We start from the raw sequence: 17,304 nt of genomic DNA on the forward strand, positions 1-17,304 counted from the left end.
ATCCAATCGATCAATTCCATCAAAAGATTATCACTTACCGGGATCGGTTTGCGCTGGCATCCTGGCTGGGTCGTAAAACAAGGGAGACAAGGATGGGCAAGGAAGGAACGCGCTGGTCGGCGGTGTTGGCCATCGTGGGGGCAGGGGTGGTTGCGGCGCTGCAAGTGGGCAAGGTCATCATTGCAGCGCCCTTGCTGCGCAAGGACATGGGGCTGGATCTGGCCTCCATCGGCGCGCTGGCCGCGGTGTTTTCGATCCTGGGCCTGGTCGGCGGCATTGCCGCGGGCGGCGTCATCAACCGCTATGGCGCGCGGCGCATGCTGCTGGCGGGCCTGGCGGCGACGGCGGTGGGCTCCGTGATGGGCGCGATGGCGTCCGCCTACAGCGTCCTGCTGGTCTCGCGGGTGGTGGAGGGGCTGGGCTTTCTGATGATTACCGTGGCTGGACCCGCGGCCCTGCAACGCATGGTGTCGGCATCCACCCGCGACTTCGCCTTCGCGCTGTGGAGTTGCTACATGCCGGCGGGCATGGCGATTGCGATGCTGGCCTCGCAGGCCTTCAGCGGCTGGCAGGCCTATTGGTGGTGCGCCGGCGCAGCGGTGCTGGTGGCCATGGTATGCGTGGCGGCGCTGGCGCCGGCCAACCCGGGCGGGGCCAGCCTGTCGTGGCGGGGCTTGCGGCAGGACACGGTCGATACCATGGGCGCGCCCGGTCCGCGCCTGCTGGCGCTGTCGTTCACGCTCTACAGTCTGATGTTCTTCGCGTTGTTCACCTTCCTGCCCGTGCTGCTGACCGAGCAACTGGGCCTGCCGCTGGCGACCGCCGGCCTGTACAGCGCCATCGCCAGCGCCGCCAACGTGGTCGGCAACCTGGGCGCGGGCGTGTTGCTGGCGCGCGGCTGGGGGCGTTCCACCCTGATCGCCTGCGCCAGCCTGATCATGGGCGCGGTGGCGCTGTTGATCTTTCGCTCGGTGCTGCCGGCCATGCCCACCTTCCTGCTGTGTGTGCTGTTCTCGGCGGTGGGCGGACTGATACCGGCCACGCTGCTGGGCACGGCGCCGCTGCTGGCGCCGCGGCCGGCGTTGACACCGGCTTCGGTGGGGCTGGTGATGCAGGGGAGCGGCCTGGGCCAGGTGATCGGCCCGGTGGCGGTGGGCGGCGCGATCGACCGCTACGGCTGGTCGGTGGCATCGCTGATCGTCGCGGCCGCCGGGCTGGGCGGGGTGTTTCTGGCGTGGCGCTTGCGGCGCCTCAAAGGTCCGGGGTTATAGAGCGCCCGGATCGCGCGGTGGTGTCACGAGCCAGGCATATCATGGGAACTTGTCCTGAAATGGAGCCACCATGCACACGCCTCCCCCCAGCCTGGTCATCTTCGACTGCGACGGCGTCCTGATCGATAGCGAAATCATCGCGGCGCGCGCCCAATCGCGGGCGCTGGCCGCGCATGGCATTGCCATCACGCCCGAGGACGCCGCGCGCCGCTTCGCAGGCATCCCCGATGCGGACATGTGGCAGACCTTGCAACAGGAAAACGCCCGCAGTCTGCCCGAAGGATTTGCGCGCGAATACGCGGACGGGCTCGAAGCCATCTTCCGCCAGGAGTTGCGCGCGTTGCCGGGCGCGCTGGAGACGGTTCGCATGCTGCGCGAGCGCGGCCTGCAGGTCTGCGTGGCCTCCAGCAGCACGCCGCCCAAGCTGGAGGCGGCCTTGAAGCTGGTTGGCCTGTGGGATCAGTTCGCGCCCAATGTGTTCAGCACCGCGCAGGTGGCGCACGGCAAGCCGGCGCCGGACGTGTTTCTCTTTGCCGCCCGGCAGATGCGCGCCGCAATCCTGGATTGCGTGGTGGTGGAAGACAGCGTGCCCGGCGTGCGCGCCGCTCGCGCCGCGCGCATGCGCGCCATCGGCTACGTGGGCGCTTCGCATAACGGGCCGGACCAGCGCCAGCGCTTGCTGGACGAGGGCGCATCGGACGTCATCGACGATTTGCGGCGCTTGCCGGAGTTGCTGCTGGACTAGGACGCGCGCGCGCCTATGCCGCGGCAGGCAAGGGCTCCGGCTTGACCCGCACCGCGCGCAGCACGCCCACCATCAGGCAGGCGATGCCGATCAGCGTCAGCGGCTGGGGCATCTGCCCGCGCAGGATGTAGGCATAGGCCAGCGCTGCCAGCGTTTCGAACACGATCAACTGCCCCGCCAGCGCGGTGGGCAGGCGCTGGCTGGCTTCGTTCCAGCACAAGGTGCCCAGCCAGGACGCGAACAGGCCGATGATGGCCATCAAGGCCAGGAAGACCTCGGGCCTGGGACCAGCCGGCATGGGAAAGTCGCTGCCGGCCGCGGCCATGCCGGCCCACAGCACAAGATAGCCCGCCAGCGCCAGCGGCAATGTCGCCACGCCCTGGGCCGTGGCCCAGGTGCGCGGGCTGCGGTCGGGATGGGCGCGGAGCCAGTCCGCGTTACGCAGCGGATACCAGGTCCAGCACGCCACTGCGCCCAGCGCCAGCAGCGCGCCGATGGCGTAGCGCGACATGTCGGCGTCGGCATCCTGGCGCAAGGCCTGCAATTCCACCTGATTGACGCAGGCGATGCCCAGCGCGATCAGCGCCAGCGCGGGCGCCAGTCGCTTCCAGGGCAGCCGGCCGTCGCGCCGAGCGTTGCGCAGGTTGGCGCTGATGGCGATGACCACGGGGAGCGTACCGATAATCATGGTGGGCAGCGGCCCGCCCGCGCGCTGGATGGCGCTGGCCAGGCACAGGTAGTAGAGCAGGTTGCCGATGGCGGCGAGCTTCAGCGCCTCGATCCAGTCGGCGCGCTGCAACTGGCGCAGGCCGCGGCGATCCAGCCAGGCCAGCGGCAGGGCGATCAGGCCGAACGCCAGGTAGCGCGCCACGGATTGCAGCGCGGCAGGGTATTCCGGCAGCAGAAGGGGCCCCACGAACACCAGCCCCCACATCAGGCCGGCGGCCAGGGCATAAAGGGTTCCAGCCCACATACGACGTCGCTCCAGGTCACGAATGGCGGCAGTCTAGCCAGCGGGCGGGCGGCGCGTCTTGTACCAGATTGCGGTGCGGGGCTCAGGCGCGGACTTGCTTTTGGTAGCGCGCGGGCGTGACGCCGTAGCGGCGCGAGAAGGCGCGGGTCAGATGCGCCTGGTCGGTCAGTCCCGAGGCCAGCGCCACCTGGGCAGGCGATTCGCCCGCGGCCAGCCGGCGCTTGGCTTCGAACAGCCGCAGCGCCATCAGCATCTGCTGCGGCGTGGCGTGGTATTGCGCCTGGAAGCTGCGCAGGAAATGAAAAGGGCTGAGGCCGGCCACGGCCGCGAGTTCGTCCAGCATCAGGCGGCGCGCCAGGTTGGCGCGCAGGTAATCGATGACGGGCGCAAAGCGCGGCGCGCCGGTGTCCCTGGCCGTGCGCGGCACACGCGCGTGGCGGCGAAACTCGCCCAGCAGCGCGTACAAGGCGCTGTCGAACGCCAGCGGTTCGCGCGCCTGCCATAAGGTGTCCAGCAGCGCGGTGACGCGCTGCGCGCCGGCCGCGTCATGGCCGACCGCCGTATCGAACCACCAGCCGCTTTCGCCGGTGACGCGGGCCACCACGTCCGGGTCCAGGTAGACCATGCGGTAGCGCCAGCCGCCCTCGGTTTCGGCGCGGCCGGTATGCAATTCGTCGGGGTTCATCAGCACCACCGAGCCCGAGGGCGCCAGATGCTCCGCCCCCCGGTAGCGGAAGCGCTCGACGCCGGACTCGATCGCGCCCAGCCCGTAGGCTTCGTGGGTATGTGGCTCGAAGGCGTAGCGGACGATGTGCGCGCGGTACAGCTCCACGCCGGGCAGGTGCGCCGCCTGCCGGAACTCGGCGCGGTCGCCGGGATGCTCGAACGCCTGCGGCACGCCCGGCATGACGGGCGCGGCAAGGTCGGAGAGGGCATGGTCGGCGGGGCGCATGATTGGATTTAAGCATGCCGGCAAGCGCCGCAGCGCCCCTTGGGCCGCGCGCTCAGGAACCGGACATGTCGCGCGCCCGCGCCAGCAGCAGTTCGCGTTCGCGCGCATTGCGCGTCATGCCGGCCGCGCGTTCGAACTCGGCGCGGGCCTCAGACTTGCGCCCCAGCTTGGCCAGCAGGTCCGCGCGCACGCTGGGTAGCCAGTGGTAGTTGGCCAGCGCCGGTTCCTGTGCCAAATGGTCGGCCAGGTCCAGCCCGGCCTGGGGGCCGAATGCCATGCCGACGGCGACGGCGCGGTTCAGCTCCACGACTGGCGAGGGCGCGGCCTGGGCCAACGCGTCGTACAGCGCCACGATGCGCGGCCAATCGGTTTCCTCGGGCGTGCGCGCCCGGGCGTGGCAGGCGGCCAGTTCGGCCTGCAAGGCGTAAGGGCCGCGCGGGGCTCCCAGACTGTCCGACAGCGCCAGCGCCGCCAATCCGCGGCGGATCAGCAGGGGGTCCCAACGGTTGCGGTCCTGCTCCATCAGCAGGACGGGACGGCCCTGCGCGTCGGTGCGGGCATGCAGGCGCGACGCCTGCAATTCCATCAGCGCCGCCAGTCCGTGGACCTCGCTTTCGCCCGGCGCCAGCTGGGCCAGGATGCGGCCCAGGCGCAGCGCCTCGTCGCACAGCGCGGGACGCATCCAGTCATCACCGGACGTCGCGGAATAGCCCTCATTGAAAATCAGGTAGATCACTTCCAGTACCGACGCCAGGCGCGGCGCGCGCTCCTCGGCCCGGGGGACTTCAAACGGCACGTTGGCCGCGGACAGGCTGCGCTTGGCGCGCACGATGCGCTGCGCGATGGTGGATTCCGAGGCCAGGAAAGCGCGCGCGATCTCGGCGGTGGTCAGCCCGCCCAAAAGGCGCAGGGTGAGCGCCACGCGCGCCTCGGTGGACAACAGCGGATGGCAGGCGGTGAACACCAGCCGCAGCAGGTCGTCGCCGATGTCGTCCTGGCGCGCGGCGTCCAGCGCGTCGACGAAGTCGGGCTCGACGTCGGCCTGCAGGGCTTCCAGCTCGTGTCCGATCTGCTCGTGCTTGCGCGTATGCAGCGCGTCCAGCCGCAGGCGGTCGCGCGCGCGATTCTTGGCGGTAGTCATCAGCCACGCTCCCGGGTTGTCCGGCACGCCGGTTTCGGGCCAGCGTTCCAGGGCGGCGACCAAGGCATCCTGCGCCAGCTCTTCAGCCAGTCCGACGTCGCGCACCAGGCGCGCGACGCCGGCGATGACGCTGGCGGCTTCGATCCGCCAGACCGCCTCGATGGCGCGATGCACGGCCTCCCGCGTCATGCGTTGGGCACTTCGCCGGGGGCCATGTACACCAGCTCCCAGACATGGCCGTCCAGATCCTCGAAGCCATGCGCGTACATGAACCCGTGGTCCTGGGGCTGGCGCGGAGCGGTGCCGCCGGCGGCGAGGGCGCGCTTCACCTGCTCGTCCACTTCGGCGCGGCTGTCGCAGGACAGCGCGATCAGCACCTCGGTGGTCTTGGTGGCATCGGCTACCGGCTTGCCGGTGAAGGTCTGGAAAAAGTCCTTCACCAGCAGCATGACGTAGATGCTGTCGCTCACGACCATGCAGGCGCCCTGGTCGTTGGTGAACTGCGGATTGAAGCTGAAGCCCAGGCTCTTGAAGAAAGCCTGCGATTTCTGCATGTCAGCGATGGGGAGATTGACGAAGATCTGGTTGTGCATGATGTTCCCGCTTCCTTTTTAATGTGTGTCCTGGCGCTTTTCTGCCAGGGTCTTGAGGTTGGCCAGCCCGTCTTCGAAATCCTTCCCGACCATGCTGTCCATGTTGAAAAAGAGATGCACCGGTTTGGGGGCGTGGTTCAGCCGCTCATTGGCCATTGCCGGATATCCGCCGGTAGCGTTCGACTCCCTCGCTGGGGCCGAATTCGTCCAGTTCGAAGACCTGCCGCACTTCGACGGCGCAGGACTGGCCGGGGAAGGGCTGGGGAAAGCGCAGCGCCCATTGCATGGCCTCCTCGCGCGAGCGGACCTGGATCATGGTGTAGCCGGCGATCAATTCCTTGGTCTCGGCGAACGGGCCGTCGACCACCTTGCGCTGGTCCTTGTCGTACTGCACCCGCCAGCCCTTGGAAGAGGGGTGCAAGCCATTGGCGTCCAGCAGCACGCCGGCCTTGGCCAGCGCCTCGTGATAGGTCGCCATGGCGGCCAGCAGGCTTTCCTGGGGCATCACGCCGGCTTCGCTGTCCGGCGTGGCGCGGACGATGATCATGTATCGCATTCCTGGGACTCCTCGATTCTGACTACAAGGCCCGAGGGGGGCTTGTACTGGCACGACGAACGGCAAGACGCGGAATCGACAGAAAAATGATGAACCTAGGGTAACTACCAAGAAAGCGGGCGGACCGGCCTGATCCTGCACACCGTTACAAAGGCACAGCCCTGGTTGCAGCGCGCGTCCATACACTCCCAGCGTCCGCAACTTTGAACACCGATATGAAAATCCTGTGCAGTCTTGCCTTGCTGGCTTCCTTGCTGACGGGCTGTGCCGTCTATACCCCCAGCGGCGCGGTCATCGTCGATCCCCACGACGGCGGCGGCCGTGGCGGTTTCTGTCCGCCGGGCCAGGCCAAGAAAGGAAACTGTTGAATCGCGCGGCTGGCGCGCGCGCCAGCCGCCGGTCCAGCATGGGCCGCGTGCCTACATGAAGCAGGGACCCAGTTCGCGGACCTCAACCGTGGCCCACTGGGCGGCCGGACACTCGGCCGCCAGCGCCAGCGCCTCTTCCCGGGTATCGCAGTTCAGCAGGAAGAAGCCGCCTATCATTTCCTTGGCCTCGGCATAGGGGCCGTCCACCAGGGAACGTTCGCCGTCGCGGATCCGCAGGCGCACGGCTTCCGATTCGGACTTCAGGGATTCCGCGCGCGCCAACAGGCCGCGCGAACTCAGGTCTTCCGCATAGCGCAGCATCTGCGCGTAGGCTTCGCGGCCCTCTTCGGGCGTGCGCTGGGCGCGCTGGCCCACCGGTTCGACGATGAAAAGCAGATAGGACATGGGATCTTCCAGTTCGGACTGCCGATAAGGTTCGCCAGATTACCGCTATTTGTTGCGCCGGTGCCATCCTGCAATACGTCGCCCGGCGTTCTTTGTAAGCAGAGGTAGGCGGCGGACTCAGCTACCGTCCCGCAACACTGCCACTCCCGTCCGGGGATTCACCAGCGTGACGTTCTCCAGCGCCTGGATACGCCAGGCGCCGGCCTGCCGCGTCAGCACGGCAAGAATCATGGTGTCGACGGCATGGGCGCCCGCTGGATGCGCCGCGCCGGCCGCCAGACGACTCCAGAAGTGCACGATCGCTGCGTCGGCGCCGACCGGCGTCACGTCAACGAGTTCGTTCGCCAGCGTGGAATCGCTGTAGATGCTGGCGTGGATGGGAGCATGCATCTTGACGATTTCCTCGACGCCGCGCACATAGTGGCCGAACCGGTTCACGAACGTCGCGTCCTCATGGAACAGCGCGCCCAGCGCCTGCATGTCGTGATCGTTCCAGGCGGCCTGGAACGCGCCTGGGATGTCTTCGGGATTGTGCATCTGCGTCATGTGGATTCTTGCCCGTGTCTGTATAAGGAAAGGCGTCGCGCCATGCGCCGTCATGGCTACCCGCAAGCATGAATAATGCGTCAGACTACGGAATCGGCGCTACCGGATTTGCAGCCTGACATGCTCTGCCGGCACGCCCGTCCACACTGCGAAGGTCCCATGGCATCCCATACTTCCGCCTCCAAGGATGTGACCGCCGCCGGCTGGCTGCGCTGGCTGCCCGGACTGGCGGTGCTCCGGTCATACCAGGCCGCCTGGCTGCCCAAGGACGTGGCCGCCGGCCTGGTGCTGACGACCATGCTGGTGCCGGTCGGCATTGCCTATGCCGAAGCGTCCGGCGTCCCGGGCGTTTATGGCCTTTATGCCACCATCATTCCACTATTGGCCTATGCGCTGTTCGGCCCCAGCCGGATCCTGGTGCTGGGACCGGACTCCGCTTTGGCAGCGCCCATCCTGGCAGTGGTGCTCAGCGTTTCCCAAGGCGATCCGATGCGCGCGGTGGCCGCGGCCAGCCTGATGGCGCTGGTCGCCGGGCTGTTCTGCATCGTGATGGGATTGCTGCGGCTGGGTTTCATCACCGAGCTGCTGTCCAAGCCGATCCGCTATGGCTACATGAACGGCATTGCGCTGACGGTGCTGGTCAGCCAGTTGCCCAAGCTGTTTGCCATCTCCATCGAAGACGCCGGCCCGCTGCGCGAACTGGTGCAGCTGGGCCAGGCCGTTTACCAGGGGCAGACCAACTGGTACAGCTTCGGGGTAGGGGCGGCGACTTTGGCGGTGATCCTGCTGCTCAAACGCTACGAGCGCGTGCCGGGCATCCTGATCGCGGTGATTCTGGCGACACTGGCCGTCAGCCTGTTCCACCTGGACTCGCAGGGCGTGAAAGTGCTGGGCGAAATCCCGCAGGGGCTGCCCAAGTTCGTCTTGCCCTGGCTCAGCAACGCGGACCTGGTCAAGATCGCGCTGGGCGGCTGCGCGGTGGCGCTGATCGCCTTCGCCGACACCAGCGTGCTGTCGCGCACCTATGCCGCGCGCACGAACACGCGGGTCGATCCGAACCAGGAAATGGTGGGCCTGGGCGTGGCCAACCTGGCGGCCGGCTTCTTCCAGGGCTTTCCGATCAGCAGCAGCGCTTCGCGCACGCCGGTGGCCGAGGCGGCGGGTTCGCGCACGCAGCTCACGGGCGTGGTGGGCGCGCTTGCCGTCGCGGGGCTGCTGGTCGCAGCGCCCAATCTGCTGCGCTACCTGCCGAACAGCGCGCTGGCCGCGGTGGTGATCGCGGCGGCCATCGGCCTCTTTGAATTCAAGGACCTGCGCCGCATCTACCGTATCCAGCAATGGGAGTTCTGGCTGTCGATGGCGTGCTTTGCCGGCGTGGCCGTGTTCGGCGCCATTCCGGGCATCTGCCTGGCCGTGCTGATCGCCGTGATCGAATTCCTGTGGGACGGCTGGCGTCCGCACTTCGCCGTGCTGGGCCGCGTGCCCAACCTGCGCGGCTACCATGACCTGAAACGCTATCCGAATGCTGCACTGATCGACGGCCTGGTGCTGTTCCGCTGGGACGCGCCGCTGTTCTTCGCCAATGCCGAACTCTTCCAGCAACGCCTGATGGAAGCCGTGGAGGCCTCGCCCACGCCGGTGCGCCGGGTGGTGGTGGCTGCCGAGCCGGTCACCAGTGTGGACGTCACGTCGGCGGACATGTTGCGCGAACTCAGCCGCAGCCTGGCCCAGCAAGGCGCGGCGCTGCATTTCGCGGAAATGAAGGACCCCGTGCGCGACAAGCTCAAGCGCTTCGAACTGACCGAGGTTTTTGGCGACGACCGCTTCCATCCCACGGTGGGCAGCGCGGTGGACAGTTACCTGGAGAGCGGGGGCGGCGGGCATCCTGGAGATTGAGGCCCGCCTCGCCTGGGTCAGGCCATCAACACGGCGACCTGTTCGCCGAACAGGATCAGCGCAATGACGATCATGGCCAGGCCCGAGAACTGGCTGACCCTGCGCGCGGCCACCGGGCGCGATTGCAGCACCGCCTTCGACCCCAGGCCCACCAGGGTGTAGATGACGGCGCAATTGAGGATCTGCAGGATTCCCAACGCCGTGATCTGCGTGGAAATCGGCCAGGCGCCGTCGCGGCTGGTGAATTGCGGCAGCAAGGCCAGGAACAGCAGGATGGCCTTGGGGTTCACGCCGCTGACGGCGAAACCTCTTGCGGCCCAGCCCAGCCAATGCCCCGCGGCCCGCGCGTCACCCGCTATGGGCTCCGACGGATGCGCCAGCACGTTGGCCCCCAGCCAGAGCAGATACGCCGCGCCGACCAGCGTCAGCACGGTGAGGATGGCGGGTTCGCTCGCAACCAGCGCCCCTATGCCCGCCGCGACCACCATGGTGATCATCAGATAGCCGGTCAACATGCCCGCGACGGCCGGAAGGACGGCCTTGTCCCGTAAGCCGGCGGATATGGCATACGCCCAATCCGCGCCCGGGACGACAACCAAAGAAAGCGAAACAAGCCAAAACGCCACCAGATTGCCGGTTTCCAACTGCATACCCCAAATGAATCTCAGGCGGGGAATGTTATCGGCGAAGCAAGGGGAAGTGCTCCTGCTATCTACCTAAAAATACATAGTTATGGGTAGAATCTTCCCCATGGATGACTTGGATAGAAAAATTCTTGCGCGGCTGCAGGAAGACGGCCGCATTTCCATCACGGACCTGGCGGAACGGGTTGGCCTGAGCCTGTCTCCGTGCCACCGGCGGCTGCGGGCGCTGGAAGAGGCGGGCGTCATCAGCGGCTACGGCGCAAACATCAATCTGGCCGCGGTCGGGCTGAATTTTTCGGCCATCGTCTTCGTCACCATGCGCGAAGGCAGCAGCGACCGGGTGTCGGCGTTCGAGGCAGCCCTGGCCGATATTCCCGAGGTGGTGCAGGCGCAGCGGCTGTTCGGCGACCCGGACTACATGCTGCACGTCGTCACCCAGGACCTGCCCGCGTTCCAGGCGCTCTATGACCGGGTGTTGTCGGCGCTGCCGAGCGTGCTGCGGTTGCGGTCGACGCTGGTGATGAAGAACGTGCTGAGAAACCGGCCTGTGCCGCTCTGAGGCGGGCGGAGAGCCAGGCCGCGCGGCTGCGCGCGACCTGGGCCCGGATCAGGATTTCGCGGCGGAGGCGGGGGCGGCCGCGGCGGCCCCAGGCGTCGCGCCCTGCGCCGTCTTCTGCGGGGGCGCAATGTCCATGATCAGTTCCACGCGCCGGTTGGCCGCGCGGCCTGCCGGGGTGTCATTGGACTCGATGGGGCGGGTCTCGGCGTAGCCGACAGCGCGCAGGCGCTGGGCCGATACGCCGTCGCGGACCAGCTCGCGCAGCACGCTGGTGGCGCGGCTGCTGGACAGTTCCCAGTTGGACGCGAATTGCCGGGTCTGGATGGGCACGGGGTCGCTGTGGCCCTCGACCGAGACCTGGTACTCGTTCTTGTTGAGGATGGCGGCCAGGCGCTTGATCACGTCCAGGCCGGTGGGGCTGAGGGTGGCCTGGCCGGACGGGAACAGCAGTTCATTGCTGATGCGAAAGCTCACCGACTGCTCGTTGATGATCACGTCCACCGATTTGCCCAGGTCGGCCAGGCCCAGCGATTCCTTGGAGGGCGCGCGCAGCGGCGGGGCGGCGTCGGCGACGACCTCGCCTTCCTGGGCAGGCTGGGCCGTGGCTGCGGCCACGGCAACGGCCGGGGCTTCGGCCTGCGCCCAGCTTGCCGGAATCTGGACCGCGTCGAATTCGGAGTATTCGCCGTCGTAGTCGGGCAGGCCGCTGGCGGCCAGTGTGCCGACCAGCTCCACGGGTTGTTCCGATTGGCCGAAGGCGCCGCCGTGCAGCCGCGTGAGCGCCAGCAGCACGACCAGCATGGCCAGCAGCAGGGTGATCAGGTCCAGGTAGCTGAGCAGCCAGTTCTCGGAGTCCTGTTCGACGGTTTCCTCGACGTGCCAGCGGGCATAGCGGTCCTTGCGGTCGCCCTTGCTGGGACGCCAGCCGCTATTGGCCGCCGCTTTCTCGGCGCGTAGCTGGGCCTGGCGGGCCTGCTCGATCCGCTGCGCCAGGGTGGGAGAAATCAGGCTCATTGGCGCGCGGCGGCAGGACGGGCGATGGAGACGGGCTGGGCCGCGCCAGGTTTGGCCGCGGGTTTGATCTGACCTTCCGCCTTGGCTTGCGCGGCCTGGGGCTTGGCGTCCGCGCCGCCGTCGTAGATTTCGTCTTCAACGTGCATGACGAAGGAATTCAGCGTTTCGCGCACCACCGCGGGGCCGCGCTTCTCGCACATCATGGCGATGCCCTGCAGCACCATGTTCATGGATTCGACGCGCCTTGCGGTACGGCGTTCCAGCTTGAGCGCGATGGGCTTGCAGACCAGATTGGCCAGCAGGATGCCGTAGAAGGTGGTCATCAGGCCGATGGCCAGCTGCTGGCCGATCATCTGCATGCTGCCGTCGCCCAGCACCGACATCAGGTTGATCAGGCCCACCAGCGTGCCCAGCATGCCGAAGGCCGGGGCAAAGGTGGCCATGACCCGGAACATCTGGGCCTCGGCCTGTTCACGCGCGCGCAGCCGCGCCACGCGCCATTGCAGCAGTTCGATGATCTGGTCTTCGGGCGTGTTGTCGATGATCAGCTGCACGCCGGTGCGCAGGAAGGGGTTGCTGACCTTCTTGAGTTCCTGCTCGACCTTGCGGACGTCGGTGTTCATCCACAGCTGGGCCATGGACACCAGTTCCTCGATGTCCCGCTGCTGGTCGTGCTGGTCGTTGCGAAAGACGGTGCGCACCAGCTTGAAGACGCGCAGCACTTCCGACAGCGGGTAGGCGATGAACACGGCGGCCGCGGTGCCGCCCAGCACGATGGCCAGTCCCGGCAGGTTGATGTACATGCCGGGGTCGGTGGCGGCCAGGGCCACGACGATAACCAGGGTAAGCAGGCCGACGGCGGCGCCGATGACGGTAGACGGATTCATGGATCTTGCCCGATAAACATAGGCATCCCCGTACGCGGAATGCCGGATTTCGGGGAATTCTAGCCAGGGCAGGTCTGAGTCAATCGGCCGGAAAACGGGGCGAAAAGGGCGGTAAGCGGCGGCTTGAAGCGGTCGGCGGGGCGCAGGTCGGTCCGGAAATAAAAGGGTCGGATAAGACGCAGGATCGGTCGGTGCATATGCCGGCAAGCCACGAGTCCCGCATCGGCTCCTCGTCGATCCTCGCGTCGGCCCTATCGGCCCTGGCGATCCTGCCGGGCGAACCATTCCTCGCGCGTGATCTCCCAGATTTCCGTGGGCAGCCGTCCGCTGACGTAGCCGCGCTCCTCGGTGGCGACCAGGCGCATGCCGCTTCGCTCCGAAATCCGGCGCGAGGCGGTGTTGGTGGCGGCCTTGGGCGCCCGCAGCAAAGGCTTGCCCAGGACCTCGAACCAGTATGCGGTGGCGGCTTCGCTGGCCTCGGTCATGTAGCCCCGGCCGTGATGGGCGGGGTCCAGCCAGAAACCGCGGTTGTTCCAGGAATCGTCGTCCATCAGGCTGACGATGCCTATCAGGCTGGCGGGCGCCTGACGGGTGCGGATGGACCAGTGCCACTCCTTGCCGCGCCGCATCGCAGGGATCGCTACTTGTTCCAGATAGCTGCGCGCCCCGTCGGGCGGGTAGGGCCATGGCACCTGGTCGACCAGGTAGCGCACCACTTCCCACTGCGGGAACAGGCGCTGGATCGCTTCGGCGTCGCCGATTTCCAAGGGCTGCAGGATCAGGCGGTCGGTGGCAAGAGGCGGGAACAAAGGAGCTTCAGGCATGGCTGCTGGGGGCGGGCGCCGCGTGCCGGCGGCAGATATGTATATCATGAGCGTCATCTGGCGGCGTCTCGCCCGGCGCCGCGGCAGCATTGGAGCAAAAACATGAATACCCCCAACGAAAACGTCAGCATGGCGCTTTTCTGTGATTTCGAGAACGTGGCGCTGGGCGTACGCGACACCAAGTACCAGAAGTTCGACATCCGGCCGGTGCTGGAACGGCTGCTGCTCAAGGGCAGCATCGTGGTCAAGAAGGCCTATTGCGACTGGGAGCGGTACAAGGAATTCAAGGCCCCCATGCACGAGGCCAATTTCGAACTGATCGAGATCCCGCACGTGCGCCAGTCCGGCAAGAATTCCGCCGACATCCGGTTGGTCGTGGACGCGCTGGACTTTTGCTACACCAAGTCCCACGTCAATACCTTCGTGATCATCAGCGGCGATTCCGATTTTTCGCCCCTGGTTTCCAAGCTGCGCGAGAACAACAAGAAAGTGATCGGCGTGGGCGTGAAGCAGTCCACCTCGGACCTGCTCATCGCCAACTGCGATGAATTCATCTTCTATGACGACCTGGCCCGCGAAGGCCAGCGCGCAGCCGACGCGCGCCGCGACAACCGTGGCGGCGCCGCCGCGGGCCAGCAGCGCCGCACGCCCGACGAGGAACGCCGCCGCAAGGAAGAGCTTGAGGCCCGCAAGACCCAGGCCGTGGAAATGGTCGCCGAGACCTTCGAAGCCCTCATGGCCGAACGCGGCGACAGCGGCAAGATCTGGGCGTCCGCCCTGAAGGATGCGCTCAAGCGCCGCCGGCCGGATTTCAACGAGTCCTACTACGGCTTCCGCGCCTTCGGCAACCTGCTGGACGAGGCGCAGTCGCGCGGCCTGCTGGAAGTCGGGCGCGAGGAAAACGCCGGCACCTACGTATACCGCGACAGCGCGGACGGGGCTGCGGCCGCGAATCGCGCCGCAGCCGATGGCGGATCCCGTTCAGCCTCGGCCCGGCAGCCGGCAGCGGCCGAGACCGGCGACGCGTCTGCCGGCGCGGCTCAGGAAGAATCCCGTTCCCGCTCCGGCCGCAAATCGCGTGGCGGGCGCAAGTCGGGCGGCGAGGGCAGGGGAGCCAACCAGACTGCCGAGCAGGAAACCGCTGGCGAGAGCGCTGCCGCGCCGTCCGAAGCTTCGTCCGCGGCGTCTTCCGTCCAACCCGCAACCAAGGCGCCGGCCCCGACTGAGGCAGCCGCGCAATCCGCCGCCATAGCGCCGGCGACCGCGCAGGCCGATGCCGCCAGGCAGGCCGACGAACAAGCGGATGCCGCCAAGCTGGACGCCATGCGGGCCGACGCCCTGGCTCGAGCGCAGGAATCGAAACCGGTCCAACCCTCGCGTCTGCCGCCCATGCCCAAGCCCCTGCCGCAAGCGCGCCAGCCGTTGCCGGCGGTGAACATCGCTGAATGGACCTTTGCCCAACCTGCCGCGGAAAGCCGCAGCCAGCCCGCGAGCAAAACGCCTGCCAAGATGTCCGACCCGTTCGAGGGCGGCATGGCCAGGATTGCCGCAAGGGACGAGGCCAAGGCCGTCCAGCCCGTGGCGGACACGCCTGCGGCTGCAGAGCCCGCAGCCGACAAGCCCGCTGCGAAGCGGGCCGCGACCCGCAGCCGTCCCGCTGCCAAGAAGACCGCCGCCAAGACCGCACCCGTGGCGCCGGCCGAGCCAGCGGCTGCGGCGGCAGCCGAAGCGCCCGCCAAGCCTGCCCGCAAGAGCGCCGCCAAGACCGCCAGCAAGGCGGCTCCCCGCGCGCGCCGGGCCAGCAAGACGGCCGGGGAATCCTGAAGCCCCGGCTTCAGGGCTGACAGCGCTTAACCGCCCGGGCCGCCGTAGCGGCCCGGCGTGGCGCCCAGCTCGCGCTTGAACATGGCAATGAAGGCGCTGACGTTGTCATAGCCCAGCTCCAAGGCCACTGTGGTCACGGCCGCGCCTTCGGCCAGCATTTCCTGCGCCCGCATCAGGCGGGCGCGCTGCCGCCAGGCGCCCAGGGTCAGGCCGGTTTCCGCCAGGTAGCGGCGCGCCAGCGTGCGCGGCGACATGCCGATGGCGGCGGCCCATTCTTCTTGCGTCCGGGTGTCCGAGAGCTGGTTCGACAGCGCCAGCGCCAGCCGCTGCAGACGCGCGTCTCGCGGCAGGAGCAGGGGCTGGCCGGCATGCGGCAGGGTTCTGATTTCATCCCGGATCACCTCGATCAGGCGGCTGCGCGCCGGGTCGATTGCGTCGTCGCTCCAGGACGCGGCGCGGCCCACGGCGGCCAGCAGCAGATCGGAGGCATGCAGCACGCAAGGACCGGCAGGCAGCCCCGCGCAAGCCGCCGGGCTCAAGTACGCGCTATAGCCGGCATACGGACCATGCGAGTACAGTCCGTGCGGCACGTCGGGGGGTATCCACACCGTCTGGCGGGATGCCACCACCCATTGATGGTCTCCCGCATAGACCGTCAGCAAGCCTTGATAGGCGCCCAATAGCTGCCCCCGCGCATGTTGATGCATGGCGGTATGGCGTAGCGCGCCATCCTGGCTGCGTACGGCGATCAGCCTGGGACCGCCGCGGTCGCGGGCGCGTCCAGGGTCGAGCAAGGGAGGGGTGAGAGCAGGCAGTGCCATTGGCAGAAATACCGTATTGAATGGCCAGAACCGCGCAGACCTGCCACGCGGGCCCGTCTATCGTAACTCCTGTCTTGAACAGCTACAGGAGCACAACATGAAAGCAAGCGATATCCTGCCCGACGGCAGGGATCTGGGGGAGTTCAACGGCGTGGCGGTGCGCAAGGGTACGGTGGGGGCGTTTCTCGCCAACGCCCGCGTCTGCCTCGACCCACAGGCGCCGGCCCAGGCCGTGGCCGATGCGCGTACGGACATCCAGGATGCCTTGCCGGCGCTCAATGCGCTGGGGCTGTTCGACGTGCTGCAGGTACGGGATCCCGCGCTGCGCGCCTGGATGCGCGAAATGGGCGCGGCCGCAAGCTGAGCCCTGGCCACACAGGCGTCCGCGCGCCAAGCCCGGTGCTCTATCATGCATGCTTTGAATAAGGGCCGCGCGCCGTGTTGCGGTCCATCGCCTCGGATTACGCATGCAATACGTTCTGGTCAGTTCCTGTCTGCTGGGCAACCCCGTACGCTACGACGGACGCGGCGCCTCCCATGACCACGCCGTGCTGACGCGCTGGCGGGACGAAGGCCGGGTGGTGGCGGTCTGTCCGGAAATGGCGGGCGGCATGCCGGTTCCGCGTCCGCCCGCCGAGATCGAGCCGGACTCGGACGCCGCCGCCGTGCTGGCCGGCCGCGCTCGCGTCATGGCGGTGTCGGGCGAGGATGTCACCGCGCCCTTCGTGCATGGCGCGCAAGCAGCGCTGGAAGCCGCGCGCAAGCACGGCATCGGCATCGCAGTGCTGAAGGAGGGTAGCCCTTCCTGTGGCAGCGGCTACGTGTACGACGGCCATTTCGCCGGCCGCAAACAGCCCGGCGTGGGCGTGACGGCCGAACTGCTGGCCCGGGCCGGCCTGCGCGTCTTCAGCGAGAAACAGTGGGATGAGGCCCAGGCCTGTCTGGCCGGCCTGGAGGCGGCCGATGGGCGTTGATGTGGGCGACCTGCTGGTGCTGCTGGGAGTGGCCGGTTGCGCGGTCCTGGCCTGGAAGGCCGCAGTGCGCACCGGCCGCAGCAAGGGCCTGCTGCGCCTGGCCGCCGGCCTCTGCCTGGCCCTGTCCGGCTTCTTTTTCTACGCCTGGTACGCGCAATACCTGAAGTGGGACTTCAACGAGCTGGGCCGTTACTACGATCCGGTCGACCAGGTGGTCTACACGGATTCGGGATTCGTCTGGATCCTGCCCGCCAGCGTCATGCTGGCCGTCGGCCTGCTCTGCGGCTGGCGCGGCTGGCGCCGCTGAGCCG

The 17,304-nt window shown here is 67.7% G+C and carries 22 protein-coding genes; 9 read left to right on the forward strand and 13 right to left on the reverse strand.

The genetic code is table 11. The annotated features are described in order from the left end of the window. The first annotated feature begins 92 nt into the window (after positions 1 to 92). Together DXK93_RS04050 and DXK93_RS04055 are read left to right on the forward strand one after the other, a co-directional pair. Complete coding sequence (locus DXK93_RS04050) at positions 93 to 1,271, forward strand: CynX/NimT family MFS transporter (protein WP_054456435.1); 1,179 nt, start codon at positions 93 to 95, stop codon at positions 1,269 to 1,271. A gap of 70 nt (positions 1,272 to 1,341) precedes the next feature. Continuing rightward, positions 1,342 to 2,016, forward strand: coding sequence for an HAD family phosphatase (locus DXK93_RS04055; protein WP_119449408.1), 675 nt, complete (start codon positions 1,342 to 1,344; stop codon positions 2,014 to 2,016). 13 nt (positions 2,017 to 2,029) lie between these two features. On the opposite strand, the gene DXK93_RS04060 is transcribed toward DXK93_RS04055, so the two are convergent. From DXK93_RS04060 to DXK93_RS04080, 6 genes are all read right to left on the reverse strand, one after another. Then, positions 2,030 to 2,989, reverse strand: coding sequence for a DMT family transporter (locus DXK93_RS04060; RefSeq protein WP_054456437.1), 960 nt, complete (start codon positions 2,987 to 2,989; stop codon positions 2,030 to 2,032). 82 nt (positions 2,990 to 3,071) lie between these two features. Further along, positions 3,072 to 3,896, reverse strand: a complete 825-nt coding sequence (locus DXK93_RS04065) for an AraC family transcriptional regulator (protein WP_119449436.1) — start codon at positions 3,894 to 3,896, stop codon at positions 3,072 to 3,074. Positions 3,897 to 3,993: 97 nt separating this feature from the next. Continuing rightward, positions 3,994 to 5,271 carry an RNA polymerase sigma factor gene (locus DXK93_RS04070; RefSeq protein WP_119449409.1) on the reverse strand — a complete coding sequence of 426 codons (1,278 nt, stop codon included), beginning with the start codon at positions 5,269 to 5,271 and terminating at the stop codon, positions 3,994 to 3,996. Further along, positions 5,268 to 5,675: a VOC family protein gene (locus DXK93_RS04075; protein WP_088140923.1), complete on the reverse strand. Its 408-nt coding sequence runs from the start codon at positions 5,673 to 5,675 to the stop codon at positions 5,268 to 5,270. Before DXK93_RS04075 ends, DXK93_RS04070 begins: the two co-directional genes overlap by 4 nt. An 18-nt stretch (positions 5,676 to 5,693) precedes the next feature. Next, positions 5,694 to 5,831: a hypothetical protein gene (locus DXK93_RS31985; RefSeq protein WP_158598544.1), complete on the reverse strand. Its 138-nt coding sequence runs from the start codon at positions 5,829 to 5,831 to the stop codon at positions 5,694 to 5,696. After that, positions 5,821 to 6,231 carry a YciI family protein gene (locus DXK93_RS04080; protein WP_119449410.1) on the reverse strand — a complete coding sequence of 137 codons (411 nt, stop codon included), beginning with the start codon at positions 6,229 to 6,231 and terminating at the stop codon, positions 5,821 to 5,823. The genes DXK93_RS31985 and DXK93_RS04080 overlap by 11 nt, the downstream gene beginning before the upstream one ends. A 215-nt stretch (positions 6,232 to 6,446) precedes the next feature. Here DXK93_RS04080 and DXK93_RS32085 point away from each other — a divergent pair, with 215 nt between their 5' ends. Further along, on the forward strand, positions 6,447 to 6,599 hold the full coding sequence (locus DXK93_RS32085; protein ID WP_165867926.1) for a hypothetical protein: 153 nt from the start codon (positions 6,447 to 6,449) through the stop codon (positions 6,597 to 6,599). Between the two features lie 51 nt (positions 6,600 to 6,650). On the opposite strand, the gene DXK93_RS04085 is transcribed toward DXK93_RS32085, so the two are convergent. Then, positions 6,651 to 7,004 (reverse strand): YciI family protein, encoded by a 354-nt coding sequence (locus DXK93_RS04085; protein ID WP_119449411.1) that lies wholly within the window; start codon positions 7,002 to 7,004, stop codon positions 6,651 to 6,653. 117 nt (positions 7,005 to 7,121) lie between these two features. Further along, positions 7,122 to 7,550 carry an SgcJ/EcaC family oxidoreductase gene (locus tag DXK93_RS04090; protein WP_054456442.1) on the reverse strand — a complete coding sequence of 143 codons (429 nt, stop codon included), beginning with the start codon at positions 7,548 to 7,550 and terminating at the stop codon, positions 7,122 to 7,124. Between the two features lie 159 nt (positions 7,551 to 7,709). Here DXK93_RS04090 and DXK93_RS04095 point away from each other — a divergent pair, with 159 nt between their 5' ends. After that, positions 7,710 to 9,446 carry a SulP family inorganic anion transporter gene (locus DXK93_RS04095; RefSeq protein ID WP_119449412.1) on the forward strand — a complete coding sequence of 579 codons (1,737 nt, stop codon included), beginning with the start codon at positions 7,710 to 7,712 and terminating at the stop codon, positions 9,444 to 9,446. 17 nt (positions 9,447 to 9,463) lie between these two features. On the opposite strand, the gene DXK93_RS04100 is transcribed toward DXK93_RS04095, so the two are convergent. Next, positions 9,464 to 10,096: a LysE family translocator gene (locus DXK93_RS04100; RefSeq protein ID WP_082401164.1), complete on the reverse strand. Its 633-nt coding sequence runs from the start codon at positions 10,094 to 10,096 to the stop codon at positions 9,464 to 9,466. 100 nt (positions 10,097 to 10,196) lie between these two features. Here DXK93_RS04100 and DXK93_RS04105 point away from each other — a divergent pair, with 100 nt between their 5' ends. After that, the gene (locus DXK93_RS04105) at positions 10,197 to 10,649 is read left to right on the forward strand and encodes an Lrp/AsnC family transcriptional regulator (RefSeq protein ID WP_119449413.1); all 453 of its coding nucleotides are present in this window, start codon (positions 10,197 to 10,199) and stop codon (positions 10,647 to 10,649) included. A gap of 48 nt (positions 10,650 to 10,697) precedes the next feature. Here DXK93_RS04105 and DXK93_RS04110 read toward each other — a convergent pair whose 3' ends face one another. From DXK93_RS04110 to DXK93_RS04120, 3 genes are all read right to left on the reverse strand, one after another. Further along, on the reverse strand, positions 10,698 to 11,663 hold the full coding sequence (locus DXK93_RS04110; RefSeq protein ID WP_119449414.1) for an OmpA family protein: 966 nt from the start codon (positions 11,661 to 11,663) through the stop codon (positions 10,698 to 10,700). Continuing rightward, the gene (locus DXK93_RS04115; RefSeq protein ID WP_119449415.1) at positions 11,660 to 12,550 is read right to left on the reverse strand and encodes a motility protein A; all 891 of its coding nucleotides are present in this window, start codon (positions 12,548 to 12,550) and stop codon (positions 11,660 to 11,662) included. The genes DXK93_RS04110 and DXK93_RS04115 overlap by 4 nt, the downstream gene beginning before the upstream one ends. Positions 12,551 to 12,801: 251 nt before the next feature. Then, positions 12,802 to 13,374: a GNAT family N-acetyltransferase gene (locus DXK93_RS04120; protein WP_119449416.1), complete on the reverse strand. Its 573-nt coding sequence runs from the start codon at positions 13,372 to 13,374 to the stop codon at positions 12,802 to 12,804. A gap of 102 nt (positions 13,375 to 13,476) precedes the next feature. Between DXK93_RS04120 and DXK93_RS04125 the strand changes: the two genes are divergently transcribed. Next, positions 13,477 to 15,198: an NYN domain-containing protein gene (locus tag DXK93_RS04125; RefSeq protein WP_119449417.1), complete on the forward strand. Its 1,722-nt coding sequence runs from the start codon at positions 13,477 to 13,479 to the stop codon at positions 15,196 to 15,198. 26 nt (positions 15,199 to 15,224) lie between these two features. On the opposite strand, the gene DXK93_RS04130 is transcribed toward DXK93_RS04125, so the two are convergent. Next, on the reverse strand, positions 15,225 to 16,019 hold the full coding sequence (locus tag DXK93_RS04130; RefSeq protein WP_119449418.1) for a helix-turn-helix domain-containing protein: 795 nt from the start codon (positions 16,017 to 16,019) through the stop codon (positions 15,225 to 15,227). A 97-nt stretch (positions 16,020 to 16,116) separates the two neighbouring features. Here DXK93_RS04130 and DXK93_RS04135 point away from each other — a divergent pair, with 97 nt between their 5' ends. From DXK93_RS04135 to DXK93_RS04145, 3 genes are all read left to right on the forward strand, one after another. Continuing rightward, positions 16,117 to 16,383 (forward strand): hypothetical protein, encoded by a 267-nt coding sequence (locus tag DXK93_RS04135; protein WP_119449419.1) that lies wholly within the window; start codon positions 16,117 to 16,119, stop codon positions 16,381 to 16,383. 103 nt (positions 16,384 to 16,486) lie between these two features. After that, the gene (locus DXK93_RS04140; protein ID WP_054456450.1) at positions 16,487 to 16,993 is read left to right on the forward strand and encodes a DUF523 domain-containing protein; all 507 of its coding nucleotides are present in this window, start codon (positions 16,487 to 16,489) and stop codon (positions 16,991 to 16,993) included. Then, positions 16,983 to 17,300 carry a hypothetical protein gene (locus DXK93_RS04145; protein ID WP_119449420.1) on the forward strand — a complete coding sequence of 106 codons (318 nt, stop codon included), beginning with the start codon at positions 16,983 to 16,985 and terminating at the stop codon, positions 17,298 to 17,300. Before DXK93_RS04140 ends, DXK93_RS04145 begins: the two co-directional genes overlap by 11 nt. Positions 17,301 to 17,304: the final 4 nt, after the last annotated feature.

Origin of the sequence: Achromobacter sp. K91 (assembly GCF_003576205.1) — a bacterium.
GTDB lineage: Bacteria > Pseudomonadota > Gammaproteobacteria > Burkholderiales > Burkholderiaceae_B > Achromobacter > Achromobacter aegrifaciens.

What these genes read in the sequence shown, in the direction of transcription:
- DXK93_RS04140 (WP_054456450.1), top strand. Translation starts at nt 16,487, where the DNA reads ATGCAATACGTTCTGGTCAGTTCCTGTCTGCTGGGCAACCCCGTACGC.
- DXK93_RS04105 (WP_119449413.1), top strand. Translation starts at nt 10,197, where the DNA reads ATGGATGACTTGGATAGAAAAATTCTTGCGCGGCTGCAGGAAGACGGC.
- DXK93_RS04055 (WP_119449408.1), top strand. Translation starts at nt 1,342, where the DNA reads ATGCACACGCCTCCCCCCAGCCTGGTCATCTTCGACTGCGACGGCGTC.
- DXK93_RS04110 (WP_119449414.1), bottom strand. Translation starts at nt 11,663, where the DNA reads ATGAGCCTGATTTCTCCCACCCTGGCGCAGCGGATCGAGCAGGCCCGC.
- DXK93_RS04115 (WP_119449415.1), bottom strand. Translation starts at nt 12,550, where the DNA reads ATGAATCCGTCTACCGTCATCGGCGCCGCCGTCGGCCTGCTTACCCTG.
- DXK93_RS04100 (WP_082401164.1), bottom strand. Translation starts at nt 10,096, where the DNA reads ATGCAGTTGGAAACCGGCAATCTGGTGGCGTTTTGGCTTGTTTCGCTT.
- DXK93_RS32085 (WP_165867926.1), top strand. Translation starts at nt 6,447, where the DNA reads ATGAAAATCCTGTGCAGTCTTGCCTTGCTGGCTTCCTTGCTGACGGGC.
- DXK93_RS04070 (WP_119449409.1), bottom strand. Translation starts at nt 5,271, where the DNA reads ATGACGCGGGAGGCCGTGCATCGCGCCATCGAGGCGGTCTGGCGGATC.
- DXK93_RS04125 (WP_119449417.1), top strand. Translation starts at nt 13,477, where the DNA reads ATGAATACCCCCAACGAAAACGTCAGCATGGCGCTTTTCTGTGATTTC.
- DXK93_RS04075 (WP_088140923.1), bottom strand. Translation starts at nt 5,675, where the DNA reads ATGCACAACCAGATCTTCGTCAATCTCCCCATCGCTGACATGCAGAAA.
- DXK93_RS04130 (WP_119449418.1), bottom strand. Translation starts at nt 16,019, where the DNA reads ATGGCACTGCCTGCTCTCACCCCTCCCTTGCTCGACCCTGGACGCGCC.
- DXK93_RS04065 (WP_119449436.1), bottom strand. Translation starts at nt 3,896, where the DNA reads ATGCCGGGCGTGCCGCAGGCGTTCGAGCATCCCGGCGACCGCGCCGAG.
- DXK93_RS31985 (WP_158598544.1), bottom strand. Translation starts at nt 5,831, where the DNA reads ATGGCCAATGAGCGGCTGAACCACGCCCCCAAACCGGTGCATCTCTTT.
- DXK93_RS04095 (WP_119449412.1), top strand. Translation starts at nt 7,710, where the DNA reads ATGGCATCCCATACTTCCGCCTCCAAGGATGTGACCGCCGCCGGCTGG.
- DXK93_RS04085 (WP_119449411.1), bottom strand. Translation starts at nt 7,004, where the DNA reads ATGTCCTATCTGCTTTTCATCGTCGAACCGGTGGGCCAGCGCGCCCAG.
- DXK93_RS04080 (WP_119449410.1), bottom strand. Translation starts at nt 6,231, where the DNA reads ATGCGATACATGATCATCGTCCGCGCCACGCCGGACAGCGAAGCCGGC.
- DXK93_RS04050 (WP_054456435.1), top strand. Translation starts at nt 93, where the DNA reads ATGGGCAAGGAAGGAACGCGCTGGTCGGCGGTGTTGGCCATCGTGGGG.
- DXK93_RS04060 (WP_054456437.1), bottom strand. Translation starts at nt 2,989, where the DNA reads ATGTGGGCTGGAACCCTTTATGCCCTGGCCGCCGGCCTGATGTGGGGG.
- DXK93_RS04090 (WP_054456442.1), bottom strand. Translation starts at nt 7,550, where the DNA reads ATGACGCAGATGCACAATCCCGAAGACATCCCAGGCGCGTTCCAGGCC.
- DXK93_RS04135 (WP_119449419.1), top strand. Translation starts at nt 16,117, where the DNA reads ATGAAAGCAAGCGATATCCTGCCCGACGGCAGGGATCTGGGGGAGTTC.
- DXK93_RS04145 (WP_119449420.1), top strand. Translation starts at nt 16,983, where the DNA reads ATGGGCGTTGATGTGGGCGACCTGCTGGTGCTGCTGGGAGTGGCCGGT.
- DXK93_RS04120 (WP_119449416.1), bottom strand. Translation starts at nt 13,374, where the DNA reads ATGCCTGAAGCTCCTTTGTTCCCGCCTCTTGCCACCGACCGCCTGATC.